Source organism: Actinokineospora enzanensis DSM 44649, assembly GCF_000374445.1.
Taxonomy (GTDB): domain Bacteria; phylum Actinomycetota; class Actinomycetes; order Mycobacteriales; family Pseudonocardiaceae; genus Actinokineospora; species Actinokineospora enzanensis.
The window spans coordinates 63,880-89,552 of the sequence record NZ_KB894432.1; the positions used below are offsets into that span (position 1 = coordinate 63,880).

Annotated in this window: 24 protein-coding genes; 6 read left to right on the plus strand and 18 right to left on the minus strand. The window is 70.8% G+C overall.

Annotated features, from left to right (window positions below; translation table 11 throughout):
- Positions 1–114: 114 nt before the first annotated feature.
- From C503_RS0128340 to C503_RS0128415, 16 genes are all read right to left on the minus strand, one after another.
- Entirely contained in the window at positions 115–564 is a 450-nt protein-coding gene (locus C503_RS0128340; RefSeq protein WP_018685601.1) for a flagellar hook assembly protein FlgD, read from the minus strand.
- 19 nt (positions 565–583) lie between these two features.
- A complete protein-coding gene (locus C503_RS0128345) occupies positions 584–2,425 on the minus strand; it encodes a flagellar hook-length control protein FliK (protein WP_020608212.1) in 1,842 nt (613 codons plus the stop codon).
- A complete protein-coding gene (locus C503_RS48630) occupies positions 2,422–3,384 on the minus strand; it encodes a transglycosylase SLT domain-containing protein (protein WP_018685602.1) in 963 nt (320 codons plus the stop codon). The genes C503_RS0128345 and C503_RS48630 overlap by 4 nt, the downstream gene beginning before the upstream one ends.
- Positions 3,381–3,803, minus strand: coding sequence for a flagellar export protein FliJ (locus C503_RS0128355; protein WP_018685603.1), 423 nt, complete (start codon positions 3,801–3,803; stop codon positions 3,381–3,383). Before C503_RS0128355 ends, C503_RS48630 begins: the two co-directional genes overlap by 4 nt.
- A complete protein-coding gene (locus tag C503_RS0128360; protein WP_018685604.1) occupies positions 3,800–5,122 on the minus strand; it encodes a FliI/YscN family ATPase in 1,323 nt (440 codons plus the stop codon). Before C503_RS0128360 ends, C503_RS0128355 begins: the two co-directional genes overlap by 4 nt.
- Positions 5,119–5,757, minus strand: a complete 639-nt coding sequence (locus tag C503_RS43695) for a FliH/SctL family protein (protein WP_169514623.1) — start codon at positions 5,755–5,757, stop codon at positions 5,119–5,121. Before C503_RS43695 ends, C503_RS0128360 begins: the two co-directional genes overlap by 4 nt.
- Positions 5,741–6,757 (minus strand): flagellar motor switch protein FliG, encoded by a 1,017-nt coding sequence (gene fliG, locus C503_RS0128370; protein ID WP_026316781.1) that lies wholly within the window; start codon positions 6,755–6,757, stop codon positions 5,741–5,743. Before fliG ends, C503_RS43695 begins: the two co-directional genes overlap by 17 nt.
- Before the next feature lie 5 nt (positions 6,758–6,762).
- A complete protein-coding gene (fliF, locus tag C503_RS0128375; RefSeq protein ID WP_018685607.1) occupies positions 6,763–8,451 on the minus strand; it encodes a flagellar basal-body MS-ring/collar protein FliF in 1,689 nt (562 codons plus the stop codon).
- Positions 8,448–8,774, minus strand: a complete 327-nt coding sequence (gene fliE / locus C503_RS0128380) for a flagellar hook-basal body complex protein FliE (RefSeq protein ID WP_018685608.1) — start codon at positions 8,772–8,774, stop codon at positions 8,448–8,450. Before fliE ends, fliF begins: the two co-directional genes overlap by 4 nt.
- Entirely contained in the window at positions 8,771–9,163 is a 393-nt protein-coding gene (locus tag C503_RS0128385; protein WP_018685609.1) for a flagellar basal body rod protein FlgC, read from the minus strand. The genes fliE and C503_RS0128385 overlap by 4 nt, the downstream gene beginning before the upstream one ends.
- 2 nt (positions 9,164–9,165) lie before the next feature.
- Positions 9,166–9,513, minus strand: coding sequence for a flagellar basal body rod protein FlgB (flgB, locus tag C503_RS0128390; RefSeq protein ID WP_018685610.1), 348 nt, complete (start codon positions 9,511–9,513; stop codon positions 9,166–9,168).
- Positions 9,514–9,884: 371 nt separating this feature from the next.
- Positions 9,885–10,217, minus strand: a complete 333-nt coding sequence (locus C503_RS0128395) for a hypothetical protein (protein ID WP_018685611.1) — start codon at positions 10,215–10,217, stop codon at positions 9,885–9,887.
- Positions 10,214–10,606 (minus strand): flagellar export chaperone FliS, encoded by a 393-nt coding sequence (gene fliS, locus C503_RS0128400; RefSeq protein ID WP_018685612.1) that lies wholly within the window; start codon positions 10,604–10,606, stop codon positions 10,214–10,216. The genes C503_RS0128395 and fliS overlap by 4 nt, the downstream gene beginning before the upstream one ends.
- 12 nt (positions 10,607–10,618) lie before the next feature.
- Positions 10,619–11,911, minus strand: coding sequence for a flagellar filament capping protein FliD (gene fliD, locus C503_RS0128405; RefSeq protein ID WP_018685613.1), 1,293 nt, complete (start codon positions 11,909–11,911; stop codon positions 10,619–10,621).
- Between the two features lie 119 nt (positions 11,912–12,030).
- Positions 12,031–13,206: a flagellin N-terminal helical domain-containing protein gene (locus C503_RS48635; RefSeq protein ID WP_018685614.1), complete on the minus strand. Its 1,176-nt coding sequence runs from the start codon at positions 13,204–13,206 to the stop codon at positions 12,031–12,033.
- A 165-nt stretch (positions 13,207–13,371) separates the two neighbouring features.
- Positions 13,372–14,241, minus strand: a complete 870-nt coding sequence (locus C503_RS0128415) for a sigma-70 family RNA polymerase sigma factor (protein ID WP_018685615.1) — start codon at positions 14,239–14,241, stop codon at positions 13,372–13,374.
- A gap of 227 nt (positions 14,242–14,468) precedes the next feature.
- Here C503_RS0128415 and flgN point away from each other — a divergent pair, with 227 nt between their 5' ends.
- The 6 genes from flgN to C503_RS0128445 all read left to right on the plus strand — a co-directional run bounded on the left by flgN (position 14,469) and on the right by C503_RS0128445 (position 20,047).
- Positions 14,469–14,960: a flagellar export chaperone FlgN gene (gene flgN / locus C503_RS0128420; protein WP_018685616.1), complete on the plus strand. Its 492-nt coding sequence runs from the start codon at positions 14,469–14,471 to the stop codon at positions 14,958–14,960.
- 2 nt (positions 14,961–14,962) lie between these two features.
- Positions 14,963–16,342: a flagellar hook-associated protein FlgK gene (flgK, locus tag C503_RS0128425; RefSeq protein WP_018685617.1), complete on the plus strand. Its 1,380-nt coding sequence runs from the start codon at positions 14,963–14,965 to the stop codon at positions 16,340–16,342.
- A gap of 3 nt (positions 16,343–16,345) precedes the next feature.
- On the plus strand, positions 16,346–17,233 hold the full coding sequence (locus tag C503_RS0128430; RefSeq protein ID WP_018685618.1) for a flagellin N-terminal helical domain-containing protein: 888 nt from the start codon (positions 16,346–16,348) through the stop codon (positions 17,231–17,233).
- Between the two features lie 23 nt (positions 17,234–17,256).
- A complete protein-coding gene (gene fliW / locus C503_RS0128435; RefSeq protein WP_245572605.1) occupies positions 17,257–17,676 on the plus strand; it encodes a flagellar assembly protein FliW in 420 nt (139 codons plus the stop codon).
- A gap of 24 nt (positions 17,677–17,700) precedes the next feature.
- Entirely contained in the window at positions 17,701–17,967 is a 267-nt protein-coding gene (csrA, locus tag C503_RS48965; protein WP_026316783.1) for a carbon storage regulator CsrA, read from the plus strand.
- Between the two features lie 106 nt (positions 17,968–18,073).
- Positions 18,074–20,047, plus strand: a complete 1,974-nt coding sequence (locus C503_RS0128445; RefSeq protein WP_018685620.1) for an APC family permease — start codon at positions 18,074–18,076, stop codon at positions 20,045–20,047.
- Positions 20,048–20,321: 274 nt separating this feature from the next.
- Here the strand turns inward: C503_RS0128445 and C503_RS48165 are convergent, their stop codons facing one another.
- Together C503_RS48165 and C503_RS41215 are read right to left on the minus strand one after the other, a co-directional pair.
- The gene (locus tag C503_RS48165; protein ID WP_156893581.1) at positions 20,322–23,819 is read right to left on the minus strand and encodes a M28 family peptidase; all 3,498 of its coding nucleotides are present in this window, start codon (positions 23,817–23,819) and stop codon (positions 20,322–20,324) included.
- A 261-nt stretch (positions 23,820–24,080) separates the two neighbouring features.
- On the minus strand, positions 24,081–25,454 hold the full coding sequence (locus C503_RS41215) for a helix-turn-helix domain-containing protein (RefSeq protein WP_018685622.1): 1,374 nt from the start codon (positions 25,452–25,454) through the stop codon (positions 24,081–24,083).
- Positions 25,455–25,673 lie beyond the last annotated feature (219 nt).

Sequence of the window (25,673 nt, forward strand, 5' to 3'; positions counted from 1 at the left end):
GGGTCTGGTCGGCCCGGCGGGTGTCCGCGACGCTCTTGGCACCTTGGCGACTGTGCGCTCGTCAGGTCGGGGACGATGCCGGGTGGGGAAGTGGGGGCGGGTGGCGGGTAAGGACTACACAGGCTTCTGGCCGGTCACAAGGGAAAGCGGGACGTCCGTGTTTCCGATGCGGACGGTCGGGCTGGGGCCGAAGGTGGCGCCGGTGACCGTGCCGGAGAGCACCTCGGTGCCGGTGGCGGTGGCCTTGTAGGTGACCGTCTTGCCGACCAGGCCGCTCGCCTGCGCGCTCAGCGTGGAGGTCAGCATGCTGGTCTGCGAGTCGGACAGGTCGGTGAGCTTCTGCACCTGGGTCAGCGTCGCGGTCTGCGACATGAACGTCGTGGGGTCCGCGGGGTTGTTCGGGTCCTGGTACTTGAGCTGGGCCACCAACAGCTTGAGGAACGCCTGGGGGTCCAGGGCGGAGAGCGGGTTCGCGGCCGAGGACTTCGTGTTCGCCGCGGTGTTCGTGGCGGTGGTGTTCTGGGTCGCGTAGTTCGACGTGCTGCCCGAGATGGGGGTGGTCATGGGTCTCCTTGGTGCGGGCTCAGGCGTGTAGGTCCAGGACGCCCGCGGCGGGCGAGCGGGTCGGGATGGCGACCGGGATGTCCGGCATGGCGGGCGCGTCCGCGCGGACCGCGTCGGCGGTCCACCGGTCCCACTGGGCGCGCTGCGACTGCTGGGACTGCTGGTCGGCGTGGGCGCTCGCACCGTCGCTGAGCACGCACGAGGAGTACCCGGCGCTCTCCAGCTCGGCGCGCAGCTCCGGCAGTGCCGCGCGGATGGCCTCGCGGCCCGCCGCGGTGGCGCTGCCCAGGTCCAGGCGGATGTCGCCGCCGGAGATCCGCGCGGTGACCACGACCGGGCCGAGGTCGACCGGGTGCAGGTGCACGGTGATCGTGTGGTCGCCGTTGTGCCCGCGCAGCGGCGTGAGCTCGGTGGCCAGCCGGTGCGCGTTCTGGGTCGGCGCGCTCTGCTGCGGCGCCGGTGCCTGGCCGGGCGCGTCGACCGCCTGCGGCCGCACCGTCAAGTCCACTGTAGACAGAGCGGGCGCGGCGGTTGTAGTCTGGTTGCCGTCGGCGACGACGGGGGACTGGGCCCCCGGGTTCGTGACGGCGTCGGTGCTCTGGGCGGTGACCGGCGCGAGCGTGGTGGTGGCCGGGCCGGACTGCTGGGAGTCCTGGTCGCGGTCGCCCTTCTCGGCGGTTCCCTTGCCGTGCGCGACACCGGTCCGGGCGGTGCCCGACACAGCGGCGGCGTCGGCGGTCGCGGTGGCGTCCTGGGTGCCCTTGGCGGACTCGGCCTTCGCGGGCCCGGTCTGCGCGGCAGTCTGGCCGAGCGCCTGCGCCACGGCGGTGCCATCGGTCTGGCCGGTCACGGCCGCGGAAGCCGCAGAAGTCGCGGTAGTCGCGGTGTCGGCCGGGAGCGCGGGCGCCGGGATCGTCGGCTGCGCGGTCACGGTCTGGGTCGGCTGGGTCGGCAGGGCGGTCGCCGAGGGCGACGTGGCGGCCCCCGCGCCGGGGGCGGCGGAGGCGGCACCGAGGCCCGAGGGCGCGGTGTTCGCGGTGTTCGCGGGCAGTGCCGCGGCGGTGGTCCCGTTGTCCACGAACTGGTTGTCGGCAGCCGCGCGCGAGACCTCCGGAATACCGGCGGAGTTCCTGCCCGTGGCGCTCGCCACATCGGTTGCAACCGGGTTGACAACGCTGTTCGGGGCGCTGGTCGCGCCGCTGACGGCCTGGGCGGCCACCGGGTTGCCGATGGTCGCGGGAGCGTCCGCGAGGGCGGCAGCGGCCTGCTGGGGCGTGATCGTCGCGGCGCCGGGGGTGTCCGGTGTGGTCACCGGGGCGCCGCCGGTGGACACAGCGGCCTGTGCGGCCTGCGAGGTGACCGGGCCCTTGGCGACACCGGTCGGCTGCCAGGCACCCGGCAGTGCCATGACCGTCGCGGTCGCGCCCGCGGCCGGAGCACCGGCCGGGGCGGCGGTGGTGGAGATGGTGGCGGTGGCTGCGGTGGCTGCGGTGCCTGTGATGGCTGTGGTGGCAGCGATGCCACCGAGGGCGCCGATGGCGCCGAGCGCGCCCGCGGTGCGCGCACCCTGCGCCGAGACGCCCGGGGCGGTGGACACGCCGGGCTGGGGCTGCGGGGGAGTGGGCAGCGGGGGGACCTGGATGGCGGCCAATGCCTGGAGCAGGGCCGCGAAGTTCGGGGTCGCGTCGGCGTCGGCGCGGTCCGCGCCCGGGTTGTCGGACGAACCGGCGTCGTCGCCGCTCGTGCCGACCGCGGTGACCGGCCGCTTGCCGCCCGGCGCGGTGGGCGCGCCCGGCGCGGTGCCCGCGCCCTTGGCGGCGGCCGCCGCGGCGGAGGTCAGGGTGAAGCCGGGGATGGTCATGCAGCCGCTCCCGCGGTGAGGTTGGCCATGATCTTGCGGACGTAGTTCTGGGTCTCCGCGTACGGCGGCACGCCGTCGTACTTGCGGACCGCGCCCGGACCGGCGTTGTAGGCGGCCAGCGCCAGCGGGACCGAGCCGAACTGGTCGAGGTTGCTCTTCAGCAGCCGGGCGGCGCCGTCGATGGCCTGGGCCGGGTCGAGCGCGTTGACGCCGAGCGAGGACGCGGTGGACGGCATCAGCTGCATCAGGCCCTGCGCGCCCGCGCCGCTGACGGCCTTGGGGTTGTAGCCGGACTCGGCCTGGGCCACCGCGGACAGCAACCCGTTGGGCAGCCCGTACTTCGCGGTCGCCTGCGCGAACATCGACGAGTACGCCGACGCGCCCGAGGCACCCGAGGTGCCGCCGCCGATGGCCGAGGCATAGCCGCTCAGGCTGGTGACGTTGTCGAACGAGGTCGACGACGCGGTGTCCGGGATGACGCGCCGGATCGCGGTCGGGGTCTCGTAGACGCTGGAGATCTTGACGTTCTGGCCCGGCTCCGGCGCGTGGATCATCTTGCCGTCGCCGATGTAGATGGCGATGTGGTGCACCGGCGAGCCGAAGGCCAGCAGGTCGCCCGGCTTCGCCTGGTCCAGCGAGGCCACCGCGGTGCCCGCCTTGGCCTGGTCGCGGCTCACCCGGGGCAGGTCGATGCCCAGGTCCGAGTAGACCTGCTTGACCAGGCCGGAGCAGTCCAGGCCGGTGGCCGGGTTGGTGCCGCCCCAGACATAGGGCACACCGAGGTACTTCTTCGCGTCGGCGACGACGTCGGCGCCGGTCGAGCCGCCGCCCATCGCGCTGGAGAGCGCGGAGGCGAAGTCCGACCCGGACTCGGCGGCCTGGGTGGTGGTGGTCTGGCGGGTGGGCAACATGGCGTCGATCTGGGCCATTCGGGCCATGATCGCGTCGATGCCGTTCATCGGTCGTCTCCCCGTCGTCGGCTGCCCACTTCATCGGCAGCCCGCTGCTCGGCGGCAAGATCTTTAACCCTGCGTTCCTCGACACCGCGCTCGACGAGCTTCTCCACGCTGCGGCGGCGGCGGGCCGCCTCGCGCAGCTTGTCCACCTCGGTCTCGCTGATCTCGCGCGCGGCGTCCTCCTGGGTCCGCGCCTCGTACAGCGCGGAGGCCAGCGCCCGGCCCGCGGCGACCGCGGCCAGGTAGCCCGCGGCGTCGCCGTTGCGCGGCACGGCCCAGCGCTCCATCGCGCCCGCCCGCTCGACGGTCAGCTCGCCCGCGTCGGCGAGCCGGGCGTTGGCGCGCGCGACCTCGCCGCGGGCGATGTCCTCCTGGGCCTTGCGGGCGCGCAGCACCGAGGCCAGCCGGGAACGGATGGTCATGCCACGCCCCCGCCCGCGTGCAGCAGCGCGGCCAGGTCCTGCCACGCCTCGGCGGCGGGCACCTGCTCGTCGATGCGCTGCCGCAGGAAGTCGTTGATCCGCGGCTTGAGCTCCAGCGCCAGGTCGGCGTCCGGGTTGGTGCCCGGCACGTAGGCGCCGATCTCCACCAGCTCGCGCACGTCCCGCTGCGCGGCCAGCAGCCTGCGCAGGGTGGTGGCGTCGCCGCGCTGCTCGGGGGTGGTGATCGCGCCGGTGACCCGGGACACCGACTCCAGCACCTCGATGCTGGGGAAGTGCCCCGCGGTGGCCAGCCTGCGGTCCAGCACGATGTGACCGTCCAGGATGGACCGGGCGGCGTCGGCGATCGGCTCGTTGTGGTCGTCGCCCTCCACCAGCACCGTGTACAGCCCGGTGATGCCGCCGACCGGGGCGGGCCCGGCGCGCTCAAGCAGGGTGGGCAGCAGCGCGAACACCGACGGCGGGAAGCCGCGGGTGGCCGGGGGCTCGCCTGCGGACAGGCCGACCTCGCGCTGCGCCATCGCGATGCGGGTCAGGCTGTCCATCATCAGCAGCACGTTCTTGCCCTGGTCGCGGTAGAACTCGGCGATCCGGGTGGCCACGAAACCGGCGCGCAGCCGCACCAGCGGCGGCTGGTCGGAGGTGGCCACCACGACCACCGAGCGGGCCAGGCCCTCCGGGCCGAGGTCGTTCTCCAGGAACTCGCGCACCTCGCGGCCGCGCTCGCCGATCAGCGCGATCACGGTGATCTCCGCCTGGGTGCCGCGGGTGATCATGGACAGCAGGCTGGACTTGCCGACGCCGGACCCGGCGAAGATGCCGATGCGCTGGCCGTGGCCGCAGGGCACCATGGTGTCCAGGGCGCGCACGCCCAGCTGCAGCGGCTCGCTGATCAGCGAGCGCTCCATCGCCGACGGCGGCGCCATGTCCACCGACACCCTGGTCAGCCCGGTCAGCGCCGGGCCGCCGTCCATCGGCCTGCCCAGGCCGTCGAGCACCCGGCCGCGCAGCTCCGCGCCGACCGCGATGCGCAGCGGGCTGTCGGTGTTGACCACCGGGCTGCCGATGCCGACCCCGCCAAGCGGGCCAAGCGGCAGGCAGATGACCTTCTCGTGGTCCAGGGCCACGACCTCGGCCAGCAGCGGCTCGTCCGCCGGGCCGATGCTGACCAGGTCGCCGATCCGGGCGGCGATGCCCGCGACGGTGACGGCCAGGCCCACGACGCCGACCACCGAGCCGGTGCGGCGGGGGCGGGCGACCGGCAGCAGCGCGGCCAGCTGTTCGTCCAGCATCGTGCTCATGCGGCAAGCTCCGCTCGGATCCGGGCGACGGCGTTGGCGAGGGTGGCGTCCACGGTGGTCACCGCGGTCTGCGCGATGGCGTCACCGCGCGCGATGGCCGGGTCGGCGACCAGGGTCACCGTGCGGCCGGGGGCCGGGTCGCCCTCGGCGACCAGCTCGGCGTGGTCGAGCGGGTTGACCCGGACCACCACCGCGGCGGTGGCGGGCAGGTCGGCGATGGCGCGGGTCAGGCCGTGCCGGGCGCTCTCGGTCACCGCGGCGGTGAGCTGCGCGCCGAGCATGGCCTCCGCGAGGTGCACGGCGGCGGCGAGCACCTCGCCCGCCAGCTCCTCGGTGCGTCGTACCGAGGTGGCCTGCACCTGCCGGGCGGCGGTGTCGACCGCGGTGAGCGCGGCGTCGGCCTGCGCGGCGCGCAGCGCCACCAGTCGGTCGAGCTCGGCCTGGGCCCGCAGCCGGGCGGCCGCGGTGGCGGTGCGCGCCTCGCGCATGCCCTGCGCCCAGCCGGTGGCGTAGCCCTCGGCGTGCGCGCCTGCCCGGGTGCCGGTCTGCTCGCTCAGCGCCACGCCGACCCGGAACGGGACGGCCGCGGAGTCGCCGCGCAGGACGGATCCCACGTGCTCAGGCGACAAACTCATCATCGTCTCCTCGACGCAGCACGATCTGACCGGACTCCTCCAGCGAGCGGATCTCGCCGATGATCTTCGCCTGGGCCTCTTCCACGACCCGCAGCCGAACCGCGCCGAGCACCTCGATCTCCTCGGCCAGGTTCTCCGCCGCGCGCTCGGACAGGTTGCGCAGCACCTTCTCGCGCACGTCGTCGCGCACGCCCTTGAGCGCGGTGGCCAGGTCGGAGCCGGACACGTTGCGCAGCACCAGCTGCAGCGACTTGTCGTCGATGCCGACCAGGTCCTCGAACATGAACATCTGCGAGCGGATCTCGTCGGCCAGCTCCGGCGAGCGCTTGGCCAGACCGTCCAGGATGGACCGCTCGGTGGCCCGGTCGGACCGGTTGATGATGTCCACCAGCGGACCGACGCCGCCGATCGTGGACACGTCGCTCGGCTGCAGCAGCGAGGACAGCTTGCGCTCCAACAGGTTCTCCAGCTTGCGCACGACCTCCGGGGAGGTGCGGCCCATGGTGGCCACCCGCAGCGCCACATCGCTCTGCCGGTCCGGCGCCAGTCCGGACAGGACGGCCGAGGCCAGGTTGGCAGGCATGTGCGCGAGCACCAGCGCGACGGTCTGCGGGTGCTCCTCCTGCAGGAACGAGAGCACCTGGCGCGGGTCGGCCCGCTGCAGGAACCGGAACGGCACGTCCACCAGGGTGGCGCCGATGCGGTCCACGATCTCGTCAGCGCGGTCGTGGCCGAGCGTCTCGATCAGCAGCTCGCGGGCGTAGTCCATGCCGCCGTGCGCGACGTGCTTGCGGGCCTTGGCCATCGCGTGGAACTCGTCGAGCACCTGGTTGGTGTAGGTGGCCTCCACCGCGCCGAGCCGGGCGACCTCCGCGGAGAGCGCCTCGACCTCGGCCTCGCGCAGCTTGGAGAGCACCTTGGCGGACCCGTCCTTGCCCATCTGCAGCAGCAGCACCGCGGCCTTGCGCAGGCCGTCCGAACCCTCGGTCAACTCGGTCATGTCGTTCACGCGCCCTTCGTCGCGAGCCAGCCGCGGAGCAGTCGAGCGACCTCGTCGGGCTGCTCGTCCACCAGCGCCTCGATCTCCTTGAGCTTGCGCTCCTGCGGGTTCGGGTCGCCGCCGGTGCCCGCGCCGATGGCGGCGAGGTCACCGCTCGCGGCTGCCTCCAGCCGGGCCTTCTCCTCGGCGTTCTCCAGTGCGGCGGCCCTGGTGCGCTCCAGCTCGATCTTGATCTCGTCCAGCCGCTGCATCTCGGCGGCCTGCAGGACCCTGGCCCGCTTGCGCCTGCCGCGGGTGGCCAGCCAGGTGATCAGCAGCAGGAGCAGCACGGCACCGGCCGCGGCGGCCTGCTTGATCATGGTGAACTGCTCGGACTTCTGGTCGGTGACCTGCTGGTCGGCCAGCGCCTGGGCGTTGGCGTTCGCGGCGGTCTGGTCGAAGGCCATCGCGCTGACCGCGAGGGTGTCGCCGCGGGTGGTGTTCAGGCCGACGGCCGAGGCCGCCAGCTCCTTGATCTGGGCGAGGTCGGCGTTGGCCGCGGTGGTCTTGTCCAGCAGCACCGCCACACCGAGCTTGCGGACCTGGCCGGGGGCGTTCTGCCGGGTCTCGATGACGCTGTTGACCGCGTTGTCCCGGACGGCCTTGTCCTGCGAGTAGGAGCCATTGCTGTCGGTGCTCGACGTGCCGCTGGTGCTCGACGTGTCGTTGGTCAGCGTGGAGCCGTTGCCGTCGGTGCCGTTGGTCTGGCCGAGGACGCCGCCGTTGCTGCTGCCCGCCGCGCCCGCGCCGGTGCCGGAGTACTTCTCGCTGGTGGTGCTCTCCGACAGCGCCGGGGCGTCGGACTTGGTGTAGGTCTGGGTCTTGGTGGTGGCGGTGTCGAAGTCCAGGTCCGCGGTCACCTTGACGACCGCGTGGTTCGCGCCGACCACCTGGGAGAGCAGGGACTGCAGCGAGCTGCTCACGCGCGCCTCGTAGGCGGCGGTCTCCTGCTGCTGGGTGCTGGTGGAGCCGCTGGCGGCCTGTCCGGCGGTGGCCAGGACGGTGCCGTCCGAGCCCGCCACGGTGACGTCGTTGGGGTCCATGCCCTCGACGCCGGAGGCGACCAGGTGCACGATCGTCTGGACCTGCTCGGCGGAGAGCTTCTTGCCCGCCCCGGTGGACACCATCACCGACGCGGTCGGCTTGCTGGTGTCGTCGGAGAAGACGTCCTTGGTGGGGATGGCCAGGTGCACCGAGGCGCCGGTGACGCCGTCGATGGACTTGATGGTCTTGGTCAGCTCGCCCTCCAGCGCCCGCTGGTAGGTGACCTGCTGCATGAACTCCGAGGTGGTCACGCCCTGCTGGTCCAGCAGCGAGTAGCCGGTGTCCTCGGAGGCGGGCAGGCCCGCGGCGGCCATCGTCAGCCGCAGCGAGTAGAGCTGGTCGGCGGGCACCTCGACGGTGGTGCCGCCGTCGGCGAGCTGGTAGGCCACGCCCTGCGCGGTCAGCTTGTCCACGATGGACGAGGCGTCCTTGGCCGCGAGGTTGGTGAACAGCGGCGAGTAGTTGGTGGTGTTGACGAAGGTCATGTAGACCCAGATCCCGATCGCGACGACCAGCACGCCGCCGACGACCACGATCTTCTGGCCCACGGTGAAAGCCTTGAAACCGTTGCCGATCCGGCGCACCAGCGCCATGATGCGGTCCTGATTCATGCCTGCAGCCTCATGATCTCGTTGAAGGCGTCGATCGCCTTGTTACGCACCTGGACGGTCAGCTGGGTGGTCAGCGAGGCCTCGGTGGCCGCCGCGAGGTAGTTGTGCACGTCGATCTCGGAGCCGGTGGCCGCCTTGATGGCGAGGTCGCTTGCCCGGTCCTGGACGGCCTGGTTGCTCTCCAGCGCCTTGCCGATCAGCTGGCCGAAGTTGGTTCCGTTGGCAGCGGAGGCGGCGGTGGTGGCGGCATCGTCGACGGTGATGGGGGCGGCGACGGCGGGCGGGGCGATGGCGGCGGTCACCGCGCTGATTGGGCTGCTCACGCGTTCTTCCCGAGCTGTAGGGCCGCCTGGTAGGCCGAGGTGGCCCGGTCGACGACGGCGAGGTTGGCCTGGTAGCCGCGCTGGGCCATGATCAGGTAGCCCATCTGGTCGGAGAGGTTGATGTCCGGGTAGCGCACGTAGCCCTGGGCGTCGGCCAGCGGGTTGGTGGGCTCGTAGACGGTGCGGCCCTGCGCGTCGCCGGACTTGACCTCGGTGACGACCGAACCGTTGTGGCCGGGCAGTTCCTTGGCCACCACGAACCGCTCCTGGAAGGCCGGGCCGCTGGTCGAGGTGGCGTCGTTGATGTTGGCCATGTTGTCGGAGACCGCGTCCAGCCACTTGCGGTGGACCGAGGCGCCGCTCGCGGCGGTGTCGATGATGTTGAACATGGTCAGCGCACACCCTTCAGCACGGTGCTCACGAGGCCGAACCGGTCGTCCATCGCGCGCAGCATCGTCTGGTAGCGGAGGTTGGTCTCGGTCGAGCCGAGCGTCTCCTCGTCGAGGTTGACGTTGTTGCCGTCCTGCCGGGCCGCCAGCGGGGAGGTGGACACCGTGGCGTGCACGCCGGTCCCGTCGCCGTCGGCGATCGCCTGGCTCAGCGCGGACTCGAACTCCACGCGCTTGGCCTTGAAGCCGGGGGTCTCGATGTTGGCGATGTTGTTCGCCTGAACCCGCTGGCGCATGGCCAGGCCGTCGAGCGAGGCGCGGATGGCCTGCGAGGCGAGATCGTCGAACACAGCCGGAGCTCCTTTTGCTTGCCGGGTGGTCGCCGATCCGTGGCGGGTGGTGGTGAGCGTTCCGTGCTCACGCGTTGCTTCGTCCTAGTCTGGCTTGAGCTGATGGAATTGTCTGTGGCCGCGCTCTCCGAAACGGGTGCGTTCCGGGTACGACTCGGGTGCTCTTCCAGCAGCTCAGCGTGGACGAACCGGGATCATGCCCGACTGCTTCGGACGATCATCGCTAGATCCACACAGGACTAATATCGGGGGTGTCGGTTGACGGTTGAAGGCGATGTCGGGTGTGTTCGGGTTGTGCCGTTCCCGGAATACGAAAACGGCGGTACGGATGGTTATCCGTACCGCCGTATGTCTCTCGGGTCTGGTGTCTGTTACAGGGCGACGTCCACATAGCTCGGTCGGGCGGGCTCGCGGGCGTCGTCGCCCATCTTGCCCAGCACCAGGGAGTGCTTGGCGGCGCTGGTCATGGCCGTGGCCATGCGCGCGGCCACGTCCAGCTGCCTGCGCAGCACCGCGTCCGCGCGCGGTCGCAGGTCCAGCGGCAGCGGGCCCAGCCCGGGGGGTGGGTGCCACGGGTCGTGCGCGGGCAGGTCGCGCAGCATGTGCTCGTCGTTGAGCAGCGCCTCGGCGGAGTCCACATCGGCCTCCAGCCGGTCGAGAGCCGCGGCCCAGGCCTCGTGCCAGCGGGCCGCGTTCTCGCTCACGTCTGCCCGTTCGTCGCGGGTAGCCCCTCCACGGCCTCGCGCCAGGCGTCGCGCAGCGGCTCGACCAGGGTCAGGCACGCGCGCGCGGCACCGGCGTCCTTGCGGACGTTGGCCCGCATCAGCTGGGTGAGCAGGTACGAGTACAGGCCCGCCAGCTCGGCGCCGCCCGCCCACTCGTCCGGCTTCAGGGAGCTCTGCAGCTCCAGGATGATGTCCTGGGCGTGCAGCAGCATCTCCGACGCGGTCTCCCGGTCGCCCGAGTCGAGCGCTTCCGCGCCGCGGGACAGGTCCAGGCAGAGCCGGTCGTAGAGCATCACGAGCAGGCGACCGGGGGTCGCGGTGGTCACGGAGTCCGCCAGGTACCGCTGGCGCAACGCGGGGGACGACATTCAGACTCCTCGTCAGGCGCTCAGGCTGGACAGCTGACCGGACAACCAGCTCGACTGGTCCTTCAGCTTGCCGAGTGCGGTTTCCAGGTTGGTGTACTGGCGCTGCAGCGCCACCTTCTTCGCCGCGAGCCGGTCGTCCCAGTCGCTGATCTGGTCGGTGAGCCTGCGCACGTAGGTGTTGCCGTTCTGGATGACCAGAGTCAGCTTGCCGGTGGTGCTGTTGGTCGTGTCGTCGGAAATGGTCGAGAAGCGGCCGCCGAGCGTGGTCGACAGCGCGGCCTTGGTGCCGGTCGGATCGGCGGCCAGGGAGTTCTGGAACGCGGTCGCGTCGAACTTCACCTGGCCGTTGCGGTCCAGCGACACACCGTTGGCGGCGAAGCTGGTGCCCCCGTCGGTGCCCTTGGAGACCGCGCCGAGCAGCTGGTCGCGCAGGCTGCGCACCAGCGTGTTGCCCGCCAGCGGTGCCGAGGTCTTCGTGGTCGGGTTGTACGCGGACGCCGCGTCGATCGTGGACAGTGCCGAGTTGACCGCGGAGACCAGAGCCTGCATCGCGCTGGTCGCCTTGGACGAGTCGGGGCTGGTGGACACGGTGATCCCGGTGTCCACCTTGTTGGCGGTGACGGTCACGCCGGGGATGAGGCCGGTGTAGGTGTTGTCCGCGCTGGTGATCTTGAACCCGCCCGCGTTCGGGTTGCCGACGGTGATGACCCCGTCCGCGCCCTGCGTCATGACGGAGGTCGAGTTGGCCAACCCGTTGATGCTGAAGGACTTCGCCGCGCCGGTGCCGGTCGCGGAGAACTGCAGTACCTGCCCGTTGGTGGTGGTCAGCACGCTGGCCCGGACCCCGGCGTTGGCGCCGTTGATGGCGTCGGCGACACCCTGGGCGGTGTTGGTGGTGACGTTGACGTTGACGGTCTTGTCGGCGAAGACGATGTCGAGGGAGCTGCCGGTCGCGGGCGTGCCGTTGGCGGGCACCGCGGAGGTCAGCACGTGCGTGGTGGCCAGGGACGAGACGTCGAAGGTGGCGGTGCCGCTGAGCGCGGTGGAGGAGGTGGCGACCGAGACGCTGGACGAGGAGGCGGTGGCCTTGACCGCGGTCCAGGTGGTGGCGGTCTGCAGGTCCTTGACCGCGTTCCCCACCGCCAGCACCTTGGCGTTGATGGCCTGGTAGGCACTGGTCAGCGTCTGCTGCTCGCTCACCTTGGTCTTGAGCCGCGTCTGGGGTGCGGCCTCCAGCGTCATCAACTGGTTGATGATGCTGGTGGTGTCCAACCCGGTGACGAGACCGTCGACGCTGCTTGTCATGTGAGTGCCTTACTTCTCCGTCTATCCGTGGGCAACCGGTACATCGGCCGGATGGGCCGGAAGATGAGAAAAGCCCGGGTACTGATCTGGCTGATCAGTACCCGGGCCTTCGTGTTTACTCAGCCACGCAGCAGCTGCAGAACCGACTGCGGAGCCTGGTTCGCCTGGGCGAGCATCGCGGTGCCCGCCTGGGACAGGATCTGCGACCGGGTGAACTTGACCATTTCCTGGGCCATGTCGGTGTCGGTGATGGCCGACTTCGACGCGGACAGGTTCTCCACCTGGACGTTGATGTTGTTGATGGTGTGCTCGAACCGGTTCTGGTACGCACCCAGCTGGGCGCGAGCAGTGGACAGGCTCTTGATGGCGTTGTCGACCGCGTCGATCGCGTTGCGGGCGTTGGTGGTGTTGCTCAGCGACACACCAGCGCCCACGCCGAGGCCGGCGGAGTCGAAGCCGGTGGCGGTGGAACCGGTGGAACCGGGAACCGCCGTGCCCGCGGTCAGACCAGCGGCCGAGGAGCTGACCGTGATGGTCTCGGTCTGGGCGACCTTGGACGAGATCTTCAGGTCCGTGCCGGACTTGCTGGCGACGAACGTGGCGCTGAAGTTGCTGTTGTTGTTGAGCTGGTTGACGACGTCGTCCAGGCTCGCCGGGCTGTTCAGCGTGACCGTGGCACCGTTACCACCGATGGAGGCGGTGATGGTCTTGGTGTCGAGGGTCGCGTCGAAGGTACCCGACAGGGTGTTGTTGGCCTTGGTACCGGCAGTGCCGAACACCGACGCGTCGAGCGCGACGTTGATGCGGTCGTCGGTGGTGTTGTTGGCGCCGACCTGGAAGGAGCCGGTGTAAGCGGTACCGCCCGCGGTGCCGACGGCCAGCAGCTTCTGGCCACCGAAGGAGGTGGTCTTCGCGATCCGGTCCAGCTCGGACTGCAGCTGGCCGAACTCGGTCTGAGCCGCCGCCTGGGCGTTGGTGTCCTGCGAACCGCCGTTGGCGGCCTGCACGGACAGGTCACGCATGCGCTGCAGGATCTCGGCCGACTCGTTCAGCGCGCCGTCGGCGGTCTGAACGACGTTGACGCCGTCCTGGGCGTTGCGGGTCGCGACCTTGAGGCCGCCGATCTGGGCCTGGAGACCCTGAGCGATCGACATGCCGGCAGCGTCATCGGCTGCCCGGTTGATCCGCAGGCCAGACGAGAGCTTCTCCAGCGAGCTCGACATCTGCTTGTCGTTGACCGACAGGTTGCGGTAGGCGTTCATGGCCGCGATGTTGGAATTGATACGCAGACTCATTGTAATTCCTCCTTGAGTAGAGTCCCTCTCCCGCCCTTCCGTGGGCAGGCACCGAGTAGTTCGGCCACCTTTGGAGCTATCTGAGCCCCGCGGGGAAGATTTATTCCGAGATTTTCGAGCGGTGGTGCTTCGACAGCACGAACGGGCCTTTTCAGGCCGGTTCGGTCAGGCCGACAGGTCGACCGGCACGCCGTAGGACGTGGTCTTGGACAGGCGGGTGCGCAGGGAGCCCTGCGCGGCCACCGCCGCGTAGTAGGAGGCGCGACGGCGCGCGGCACAGCCCTCGGGCTTGTCCGCGGCGGCCATCCGCTCCGGGTCGAGCTGGGCGTTGATGCCCTCGCGCAGCAGGCCGGTGGCCTCCGCGCGCAGCTGGGACACGCGGGACTCGGTGACCCCGAGCCGCTCCGCGATCTCGGCCATCGGCCGGTTGTTGAAGTAGTACTCCTCGACGACCACGCGCAGCCGGTCCGGCAGCACGTCGACCGCGTCGCGCAGGTAGCCGACCCGCTCGCGCTCCAGGATGAGGTCCTCGGGGGTGCCGCGCTCGTCCGGCACGACCATCTCGGCGGCGTCCGGGCCGTCCGAGACGACCGACTGCAGGCTCACCACGAAGGAGCGCTGCACGTCGTCGCGGATGGCGACCACGGCGCGCACGTCCAGTTCGAGCACCTCGGCCAGCTCGGCGTCCGAGGGGACCCGGCCGTGCTGGGCGACGAAGGCGTCCCGGGCGGTCTCCAGCTTGCGGACCTTGCCGCGCACCGAGCGGCTGGCCCAGTCCTGGCCGCGCAGCTCGTCGAGCAGCGCGCCGCGGACGCGGACGGCGGCGTAGGCGGGGAACGGCACGCCGCGCTCGGCGTCGTAGGAGCGGGCCGCGGCGACCAGCGCCTCGGAGCCCGCGGAGAACAGCTCGTCGCGCCGCACGTGGGCGGGAACCCGAGCCAGCATCTCGCGCACAACGTGGCCGACCAGGGGCAGGTTCGCCGCGATCAGCGTGTCGGTGTCCGTGGTGCGGGTGGTGCCGGGGTTCTCGGACATTGTCGCTTCCTCCGCCGCTCGTCCATCTGGGACATCCGGGCGGTTGGTGGTCCGCCCTTGCTGTTATGGACAAATGTGATGGGCGAGAGGTGTGTCCCAAGTGCTCGACGGGTGCGTCTCGGGTGCGACCGTCGCAAGTGGTTGCGCGGGTTTCCTCAGGCCCGTGACCTGGGCGCCGATAGGCACGGGTGAGACCCCGTCGGACCTGCCTACCGGAGGCACAGCGCATGAACCCCGTGGAGACCTCGGCGATCCTGTGGCGGCAGCGCGAGCTGCTGTCGCTGCTGCTGTTCAAGCTTGAGGTGGAGAGCCTGCTGCTGTCCGCGGGCCGCACCCGCTGGCTGGGGTCGGCCACCTACGAGGTGGAGCTGATGCTTGAGCGTATCCAGAACACCGAGTTGCTGCGCGCCGCGGCGGTGGACGAGCTGGCCGAGGGCCTTGGCCTCCCGCCAGGCCCGAGCCTGTCCGCGCTGACCGACGCGCTGGACGAGCCGTGGAAGTCGGTGTTCGGCGAGCACCGCACGGCACTGTCCACACTGTCCGCGGAGATCGAGGCCGCCGTGGAGGCCAACCGCGACCTGCTGACCTCCGGTCGGCGCGCGGTGGCCGAGGCGCTGCGCGTGGTGCGCGGCGGCGGTGGCGCCGACGGCATGTACCGCGCCGACGGGAGCACCGCTCCCGCCCCGGTCGGTGCCCGACTGGTGGATGAGGCGCTGTAACCATGGGATTCAACGGGATCAACACCGCGCTGACCGCGCTGCGCGTGCAGCGCCAGGGCCTGGAGCTGGCCGGTCAGAACATCGCGAACGCGGGCACCGAGGGCTACACCAGGCAGCGGCTGGAGACCACCTCGATCGGTGGCTCGTCGGTGCCCGCGCTGTGGGCGAACAAGCCGATCGGGGAGACCGGCGGCGGTGTGCAGGTCACCTCGGTGAACCGGCTCAAGGACGCCTACATCGAGGCCCGCACCCGCTACGAGCACGAGCGCCAGGCCACCACCACGACCACGCACGAGGTCATGGTCGACGCCGAGCGCGTGTACAACGAGCCGGGCACCAGCGGCCTGCAGGCCCAGCTGAACAACATGTGGGCGGGCTTCGCCGACGTCGCCGACAACCCCAAGGACCCGGCCGCCCGCACCCAGCTGCTCACCCGCGCCCAGTCGGTGGCCTCCGCGTTGAACTCCTCCGCCTCGGAGCTGTCCGGCCAGTACGACAACCGGCGCACCGAGCTGGTCAGCACCGTCAACGACATCAACTCCGCGGCGAGCCAGCTGGCCGACCTCAACGGCGCGGTCATCCGCGCGAAGTCCGCTGGCGTCAGCTACAACGAGCTGTCCGACCAGCGCGACGTGGTGGCCATGAAGCTGGTCGAGCAGACCGGCGCGCAGCTGTCCCAGGCCGCCGACGGTTCGTACACGATGTCACTCGGCGGGTCGAACCTGGTCAGTGGAACCACCGCGCGAGCGCTCAAGGTCGCGGGCGGAGCGTCCATCACCGCCGCCCAGTCGGGTGACACGGCCGGTCTCAAGTGGGTGGACACCGACTCCGCCACCACCGGCGTGTCCGGCACCGCAGGCGCCATCACCAACGCGCTCACCACTGTCCTTCCCGGACAGCTGACCGGCTTCGACAAGGTGGCCGCCGCCCTGGTGAACCAGGTGAACACCGCCAACGCCGCCGGTTTCACCACCACCGGTGTCGCGGGTGGACCGCTGCTGTCCGGCAGCACCGCCATGGGCGTCGCGGTCGCCACCACCGACCCGTTCGCCATCGCCGCCTCCGGCGACAAGACCCAGGCCTATAACGGCGCCAACGCCGACGCCATGGCCCGGCTGGGCACCACCGGCACCGCCGACACGATCTACCAGACCAACGTGGCCGACATCGGCATGAAGGTGCGCGCCGCCGAGTCCGCCGCGAACACCCAGGACGGCATCACCACCCAGGTCGACGCCGCCCGCTCCGCCGCGTCCGGGGTCAACCTGGACGAGGAACTCACCTCGATGATCTCCTACCAGCGTTCCTACGAGGCCGCCGCGAAGCTGATGACCGCGGTCGACTCCATGTTGGACACGCTGATCAACCGGATGGGGGCGTAGTCCATGTCGGGTTTCCGTGTCACCGAGCAGTCGACCCAGACCCGGGTGCTGGCGGGGCTGCGCAACAGCTCCAACAACCTGGACCGGCTGCGCGAGCAGATCACCACCGGCAAGCAGATCGGCAAGCCGTCCGACTCGCCGACCGGCGTGGTGTCGGCCATGCAGGTGCGCAGCGACATCGCCGCGCGCGAGCGCTACAACCGCAGCGCCACCGACGGCCTGTCCCGGCTGGGCACCGCCGAGAACGCCCTGGACACCACGACCGACCTGCTGCAGCGCGCCCGCGACCTGACCCTGCAGGGCATGTCGCAGCCCGCGGTCAACGACCCCAACGCGCGGGCGGGCATCGCCACCGAGCTCAACTCCATCCGGGACAACCTGATCGCGGTCGCGAACACCACCTACCTGGACCGCCCGGTCTTCGGCGGCACCGCCGACGTGCAGCGCGCGTTCGACAGCAACGGCGTCTACCAGGGCGACTCCGGCCAGGTGCTGCGCCGCGTCGGCGACAGCAACCAGGTGCGCGTTGACGTGTCCGCGGACGTGTTCGGCACCGGCAGCGGCAACGTCTTCGACGTACTGAAGAGCATCACCACCGCGCTCACCGGCGACCCCTCCACCCTGTCGGGTGGTCTCACCCAGCTGGACGCGGCGATGTCGCGTGTCAACACCGAGATCGCCTCCGTGGGTACCCGATACTCGCAGCTGGAGACCGCGCAGGACGCGGCGGACACCCAGACGGTGGCGCTGAACTCGCGCCTGACCAACATCGAGGACGTCGACATGGCCAAGGCGGTGATCGATCTGCAGACGCAGACCGCGGGCTACAACGCCGCCTTGGCGGCCACGGCCCGGATCGTGCAGCCCTCCCTGCTGGACTTCCTGCGATGACCGCGACCCTGGCCCGAGGAGGCGTGACGACCAGCCCCGTGACGACCGTGACCGACGAGCGGCCGCTGCCCACCATCGAGTTCAGCGTGCCCATCCCGGGCTTCCCGAACCATCGCGAGTTCGTGCTGGTCTCGGTGACCGAGGACGGCCCGCTCTACACCCTGCGCTCGGTGACCGACCCGGAGCTGCGGTTCCTGGTCGTGCCGCCCGCGCCGTTCTTCCCCGACTACGCCCCGCAGGTCGGCGCCCAGGTGCTGGAGCAGCTCGGCACCACCGAACCGACCGACCTGCTGGTGCTGCTCGTGGTGACCGCCGCGGGCACCGTGGCCGACGCGACGGCCAACCTGCTCGCGCCGATCATCGTCGACCAGTCCACTCGGCGCGCGGTCCAGGTCATCCTGGAGGAGGATCTGCCTATTCGCGCCCGGCTGCTGCCCGCCTGAACCCCGCGGGGGAGGAGAGATCACGTGCTGGTGCTGACCCGCCGGACCGGTGAGAGCGTGCGCATCGGGGACGAGGTCACCGTGACCGTGTTGGACATCCGCGGCGACGTGGTGCGGGTCGGCATCCAGGCCCCCCGCTCCGTCGCCGTCCACCGCGACGAGGTCTACCGCGAGCTGCGCCGCGCCAACGAGCAGGCGGCCCGCTCCGCCGACTCCGGCGCGGCGCTGCTCAGCGACGCCCTGCGCCGTAGGCCCCCGGCCGGGGAGCCGGAACCGCCGCCGCCGGTGTGAGCCACCCCGCGCCCGCCGGGCGGTGTGTCCCCGCGTGGATCACCCGCCCGGCGGACCCGGATAGGGCATGCTTCGCGATGTCGAGGCGCGCGGTCGAGGGGCGGGCATGAGCACTTCCGAGTACGTCGTTCCGGCCACTGTGGAGTCCCCCACCCAGGGCGGACCCCCACGGGGCAGGCTGAACCGCTGGCTGATGGAACACCGGGTGCACCCGGTGGGCCGGGCCAGCGACGAGGAGCACGGGGAACCGCAGTCCTGGTGGAAGGTCATGTGCCTCACCGGCGTGGACTACTTCTCCACTTTGTCCTATTTGCCCGCCATCGCGGTGACCGCGGCGGGAGTGCTCTCCCCGGTGGCCACGCTGCTGATCGTGGCGCTCACGTTGTTCGGCATGCTCCCGATGTACCGCCGGGTGGCGCACGAGAGCCCCAACGGCCAGGGCTCGGTGGCCATGCTGGAGAAGCTGCTGCCGTTCTGGCGCGGCAAGATCTTCGTGCTGGTCCTGCTGGGCTTCGTGGCCACGTCCTGGATCATCACCATCACCCTGTCGGCGGCCGACGCCACCGTGCACATGGTCGAGAACCCGTTCTTCCCGTCGTTCCTGCACGGCCGCGAGGTCATCGTCACGGTGGTCCTGCTGCTGATCCTGGGCGGCGTGTTCCTCCTGGGCTTCAGCGAGGCGGTGGGCGTGGCCATCCCGCTGGTCGCCGTCTTCCTGGCCCTCAACGCCGTCATCGTGGTCGTGGGCCTGGTCCAGCTGTTCACCCACGGCGCCCAGTTCGGCGACTGGGTCGACGCGCTGACCAACTCGGGCGGGCTCACCGGCATCGCGGGCCCGGCCATCCTGGCGTTCCCGTTGCTGGTGCTGGGCCTGTCCGGCTTCGAGACCGGGGTCAGCATGATGCCGCTGATCTCGGCCACCGGCAAGGACCCGAAGGAGCGTCTGGCCTCCCGGGTCCGCAACACCCGCAAGCTGCTCACCACCGCCGCCCTGATCATGTCCGTGTACCTGGTCGCCACCAGCCTGATCACCACGGTGCTGATCCCCAAGGAGAAGTTCGCCCCCGGCGGCGAGGCCAACGGCCGCGCCCTGGCCTACCTGGCCCACGAGAAGCTGGGCGAGGCCTTCGGCACCGTCTACGACGTCAGCAGCATCCTGATCCTCTGGTTCGCAGGCGCGTCGGCGATGGCCGGGCTCATCAACATCGTCCCCCGCTACCTGCCCAGCTACGGCATGGCCCCGGAATGGGGCCGGGCCGTCCGTCCGGTCGTCCTGGTCTACACGGCGGTCTGCGTCCTCATCACCATCGCGTTCAAGGCGGACGTCAACGCCCAGGCGGGCGCCTACGCCACCGGCATCCTGGCCATGATGGTCTCCGGCGCCTTCGCGGTGATGATCTCGGCGATCCGGCGGAGACACCGCGCCTCCGCGATCGGCTTCACCGTGCTGACGCTGGTGCTCGTCTACGCACTGGTCGCCAACGTCATCGAGAAGCCCGACGGCATCGCCATCTCGCTCATCTTCGTCGCGAGCGTGATAGTCATCTCCCTGGTCTCCCGCGTCACCCGCACCACGGAACTGCGGGCCGAACGCATCGAGTTCGACGAGGAGGCCCGCAGGTTCATCACGGAGTCCCTGGAGTTCGACGGCAAACTCAACCTCATCGCCAACAAGCGCCAAGCCGGTGACGAGGCCGAGTACGCGGACAAGGAATCCGAACAGCGCGGCCTGAACCCGGTCCCCGGCACGGCGGACATCATCTTCCTCGAAATCGACGTCATCGACCCCTCCGAGTTCAGCGACGTCCTGCGAGTCAGAGGCGTGGAGGTCGAAGGCCACCGAATCCTGCGCGCCGACAGCCCCGCCGCCCCCAACGCCATAGCCGCCATCCTCCTGGCCCTCCGCGACGCGACCGGCGTCCGCCCGCACTGCTATTTCGAATGGTCCGAGGGCAACCCCATCACCCACCTGTTCAGGTACCTGATCCTCGGCCAGGGCGACACCGCGCCGGTGACCCGCGAGATCCTCCGCTCGGCGGAATCCGACCCGGTCCGCCGCCCGGCAGTCCACGTCGCCTGACACGCTCCGTATAGCGCGGGGCGGCATCGGTCACTCTTTGGAGTCGAACCGCTCAGGCCGCCGGTCACGCTGCCGAGTCTCCGGGCGGACACCCCAACGGGAAGGTCCCCCGATCCACTCCCGGCCGTCGCGCCACCCCCGACGGCCGGGAGTTTCCATGTCGGAGTGGGGCCCGATCAGATCCAGGCTCGGGCCGGAAACCCCCACGCACAAAGCAGCGGGGTGGAGCACCGAAGTGCCCCACCCCGCCGACTAGCTCAGCTCAGCCCAAGAGTCACTTGGTCTGCAGTGCGACATCGTCGATCAAGAAGCTGGTCTGCAGGCTCGCGTCCTCCACACCATTGAACTTGATCGTCACCGACTGCCCCGCGAACTGACCCACGTTGATCGACACCTGCTCGTACCCACCGTTGGCGTCGGTGTTCGAGTAGCTGGCGACCGAGGTCCCGTTCACGGTCACGGTCAGCTTGTCGTACGCGACCGCCTCGGTCTCGGCGGTCGTGATGTGCAGCCAGTACGTCAGCGTCGAGTTGGAGCAGCCTGCCGGGATGCTGACCGTCTGCGCCGCGCTGTCCGTACGAGTGCTACCCCACCCGTTCAGCCATGCCTTGTAGTTGCCCGCGTGCGGTGCTTCCTGGGCCTGGCTGTCGATCACACCGGAGGTGGTGGTCCACGGCGAGGTCCCGTTCTCGAACCCGCCGTTCTGGATCACGTCGGAACCGGTGCAGCCGCCGGGGGTGCCGCTGACGGTCAGCGTGAAGGTCGCCGACCGGGTGGCCGAGCCGACACCCGAGATGGTGATCGGGTAGGTGCCGGACTGCGTGGTCGCGCCGACCGAGATGGTGGCGGTCGAGCCCGAGCCGGTCTGGACCGACGACGGGTTGAACGACACCGTCACGCCCGTGGGGGCGCCGACGGCCGACAGGGTGATGTTCTGCGCCGAGCCCGAGGTCGTCTGGGTCGACACCTGGGTGGTGGTCGACTGTCCGGCCTGGACGGTCGCCGAGCCCGGGTTCACCGTCACCGCGAAGTCGTTGACCGGCGGCGGGGTGTTGGTGACGGCCAGCTTCCAGATCGTGTAGGCGACACCGTCGGCACTGCGGTCCAGGGCCGTGGCGTTGATGTTGCTGGTGGTGTCGCAGGCCGAGTGGTAGCAGGAGTCGTACGCGGCGTTGGCCGTGCCGCCCCACTTCTGGGCCTGGGCCGAGGTCTTGCGGGCCGAGGCGCCGGTGGCGTAGCCCGAGGACGGGATGCCCGCGTTCTGGAACGAGTAGTCGTCGGAGCGGCCCGCGCCCTCGACGTTCTCCTCGGGAGCCAGGCTCAGGCTGGTCCAGTACTCCTTCATCGGGGCGGCCGCGGCGGTGTTGATGTTGTTGATGAAGTAGCCCGCGTTCTTCGAGGCCACCATGTCGAAGTTGTAGTACGCCTTGATCTGCGCCTTGGCCGCCGCGCTGAGCTGGCCGACGTAGAACTTCGAGCCGTTGAGGCCCTGCTCCTCGTCGGTCCACCAGCCGAACCGGACGTGCTTGGCCATGGTCGGGTTCTTCGCGGCGAGCTGCAGCGCCACCTCAAGGATGGTCGCCGAGCCGGAGCCGTTGTCGTTGATACCCGGGCCCGCGGCCACGCTGTCCAGGTGCGCGCCGAACATGATCGTCTGGTTGGCGTCGCCGCCGGGCCAGTCGGCGATCAGGTTGTTGGAGCGGTAGGTGCAGCCGGTGCAGACCTGCTCGGAGACGGTGTAGCCCGCCGCCTGCAGCTTGCCCTTCACGTACGCCACCGACGCGGTGTAGCCCGCGCTGCCCGCGCGGCGGTTGCCGCCGTTCTGCGAGGCGATGGAGTTGAGCTGGGTCAGGTGCGCCTGGACCGCCGTCGGGTCGATGTTCGGGACCGTGTTGTCCGGCGGGTTGTCGTCACGGGTGACGTTGAGCTGGTAGGTCGCGGAGTGGTTGACCGAGCCCGCGGCGTTGACGGTGATCGTGTACGCGCCGGTGGCCACGTTCGCGCCGACCTGGACGGTCGCCGCCGACGTGCCGCCGGTCTGCACCGAGGCCGGGTTGAACGACACGGTCACGCCGGACGGTGCGCCGGTCGCGGACAGGGTGACGTTCTGCGCCGAGCCCGAGGTGGTCTGGGTGCTCACCTGGAACGAGCCGGAGGTGCCGACCTTGACCGAGCCCGAGGACGGGTTCAGACCGATGGAGTAGTCGTTGCCCGGCTGCGAGGTGCAGGTGGTCTCACCGGTCTGCGCGGGCAGGGTGATCGCGTCCCACGCCGCCTTGGTCTTGTTGAACAGGTTGCAGGTCGCGTCCAGGCTCTTGGCCGCGGCCAGGGTCGCGACGCGGTACTTCTTGTAGGTCATGCCGCTGGTCTTGAGCAGCATGGCGCCGTAGAAGACCTTGCCCGCGTTCTGGATGCCGACGCCGGTCACCGTGGAGTTGTTGCAGGTGGGGCTGTTCGGCTTGCCGCCGCCGGGGGCCGAGCCCTCGGCCAGCAGGTAGAACCAGTGGTTGATCGGGCCCGCTGCCTTGTGCACCTCGGTGTTGGGGATCGAGGAGCTGTAGCAGTTCGGGTCGTTGCTGACCAGCGACGGGTTGTACATGTTGCGGATCGGGCCGGACCCCTGGAGGTTGATGGCCTCGCCGACGGTGTAGTCGGGGGTGTCCTTGGAGTTGTTGGCGTACGCCTCGGTCAGCGCGCCGAAGATGTCGCCGGTGCCCTCACCCAGGCCCGCCTCCGTGGAGGTGCCGCCGGGGGTGTTCTGGTCGAGGCCGTGGCCGTACTCGTGGCCGACGACGTCCATGGACGCGATCCACTTGTTGGCCGAGTTGTGGCCGATGGTGATCGTCGAGCCGTCCCAGTACGCGTTGAGCTGGTCGAGGCCCACCTTGCCGGGCCAGCTGCGGCCGTTGCCGTCGTGACCGTTGCGGCCCAGCCAGTTCTTGAGCATGTCCCACTCTTGCTGCGCCGCGTAGAGCAGGTCGCCGCAGCCGGTCTCCTTGCTGGAACCGCTGCCCGTGCCCCAGGTGTCCGTGGACTTGGAGAAGACCTGGCCGCCGGAGTAGTCGGAGCACTGCAGGCCCGGCCGGGTGGTGTCCACGGTCCGGTAGGTGCTGCCGGACTGGGAGGTGCTGATCTGCACCTGGCCGTTCCACTCGCTGTTGAGGGTGCCGTGCGCGGCGTCCTCGACCTTGTCCAGCACGGCGCCGGTGTTCGCGTCCACCCAGACGGTCAGGTGGCTGGGCCCGCCGTCCTTGGTGTTGCCGATGAGCAGGTGCTCCCAGGCCAGCTTGGGCGAGTCGTTGACGACCTTGACCACCAGGCGGCCGGACTCGACCTTGGCGGTCTTGCCCTGCTCGGCGCGCGAGGTCTGCTCGGCGGCGGCCTTGGTGACCCGGGCGTTGGTGGAGGGGACGGCCACCTTCGCCTTGGTCGCGGCGTGGATGACCTTGACCTGGCCCTTGCCGTCGGCCAGCACGGTGGCGTCGCCGCCGACCACGGGCAGGCCGCGGTAGCTGCGCTGGTAGCTGACCGAGTAGAGGTCGTTGACCCAGGGCGTGACCAGGTCGCGCGAGTAGGCCTCGTCCGGGCCCTTGGCCAGCGCGTCCATGCCGCTGTTGGCGGCCAGGTCGGCCGCGGCCAGGGCCAGGGCCTGCGGGTTTGCCGCCGGTGGTTGCTGCTCCTGGCTGGCGAACACCGGGCTGGTGGTCAACGCGACCGCCGTCCCGGCGAAGACGGCCAGGGCGACCCCGGCCGTCATCGTTCTGCGCTTCATCGAATGCTCCTTGTGGGCAGGGTGGTGCGCGGGACGACCGGGCCCGCCTCGTGGGCAGTGCACCGGAGTGGGACGCGGACGTCACCGAGCGCAGCGAAGCATTCAGATATGGCCATGTGACAGTCAATGGATTCCATAGTGGGAACGCCCGATTGTCAACATCCGGCAAATTCCGGCGTACCGGACGGTGGACGGCAATTCGACCGTCCGTCCAGGTAATGCGCGCCGGTGCCGTTGTTCGATTTTCGGACGCACTATTCGTTATGGGGTGCGGCTATGGCCGCCGACCCGCTCGGCGAGCACCCGCACCGCCCGCGCGTCGCCCCAGTCGCGGGTCAGCCGGGCACGCAGCTTGGCCAGCTCCGCGGTGATCGTCGAGCGGCCCGCGGCCGCGGCCTCCTCGGCCACCGGCGCCACCACCGCCACCGCCGCGTCCGGCTCGCCCGCGCAGGCGTGCGCGTCGGCCAGCCGTACCAGCAGCAACAGCCGCGCGGGCCGCATCGGCTCGGGCACCAGGCCCACCGCCTCCTCGGTCACGCGGGTCGCCCGCCGGGCCGCTGCCCGGTCGCCGGTGTGCGCGGCCAGGTCCCGCAGGGCCCCGCCTGCGGCCGCGTCCAGCCGCAGTCTGCCCAGGTCACCGGCCAGCCAGGGGGCCTCCCGGTGGTCCAGCTCGCCGAACCGGGCCAGCCCGGCCTCGGCCGCGTCCAGGTGCCGCAGGCACTCGGCGCCCGCGCCGACCAGCGCGTGCCCGCGGGCCAGCGCCAGGTCGGCCAGCGCCCGCGTCCACACCCGGTCCTGGTCGGCGGCGGCCATGGCCCGACCGCAGGCCAGCGCGGTGTCGGCGTCGTCCTCCAGCCGGGCCAGCGTGCTCACCTCGGCCAGCAGCCGCACCCGCGCGCCGACGTCCCCGGTCAGGTCGGCGCGGGCCAGGCCGTGCCCGAACCAGGCCATGCCCAGCGCGTGCTGGCCGCGGTGCATCCGCAGCCTGCCCGCGATCGCCGCGAAGTGCGCGGCCAGCCGCAGGTGGGCGGGGCTGGGCTCGCCCGCGTCGCCCAGTCTGCTCAGCGTGTGCAGCAGCCACTCCACCCCGGGCAGGATCGCCGCCGACCGGGACTCCAGGCCCAGCCTGGCGTACTCGGCGCGCAGCGCGGCCAGCGCGTGCGTGAGGTCCGGCTCCAGCCCGCGCGGTGCCGTGCGCGAGTCGCCGACCAGCGCCAACAGGTCCCGGGTGGTGGCCAGGTCGGGCACCTCGCAGCCCGCCGGGCCGTGCAGCGGACAGCCGACATCGGTCACCGGCAGCGTCTCCGGCCACGACCGCACCGCCAGGGGCGCGACGCCGCCGGTCGCGCCGGGTAGGACGGACAACAGCGTGCGCAGCGGCGGGTCCGGCTCGCGGGCGGGCTCCCGGCACAGCTCGACCAGCTCGCCGTCCGCGCCGAGCAGCGCGTCCAGCGCCTTGACCAGCCCGGCGGGCGGCACCCGGACCCCGCTCTCCAGCTTGGAGATCAGGCTGTGGTGGTAGCCGACGCGGGTGCCCAGCTGGGCCTGGGTGAGCCCGGCCCGCCTGCGCCACTGCCGCATCCGGCGGCCGAACTCGGGCCAGCGGGTCGGATCCCGGGTCGCGTCGCCAGCCATGGCCCCTCCCGGTCGCGTGCACCGGCAACCGGCCCGGCGCCGTCCGGGCCGCGAAAGCGCGGAGCGTAGCACCCGAAAGGCGGCGCGCGGGGCGCCCGGAGGGCGGATCGGGAAAATGGGAATTAAACAGTCTCGGCAGCTTATTCGCGGCCGCGTGTCAATTGAGTGTATTAACCCTCTGCCTACACCCGGGCCCCTATGTTTACGCCGGTCGGCGCA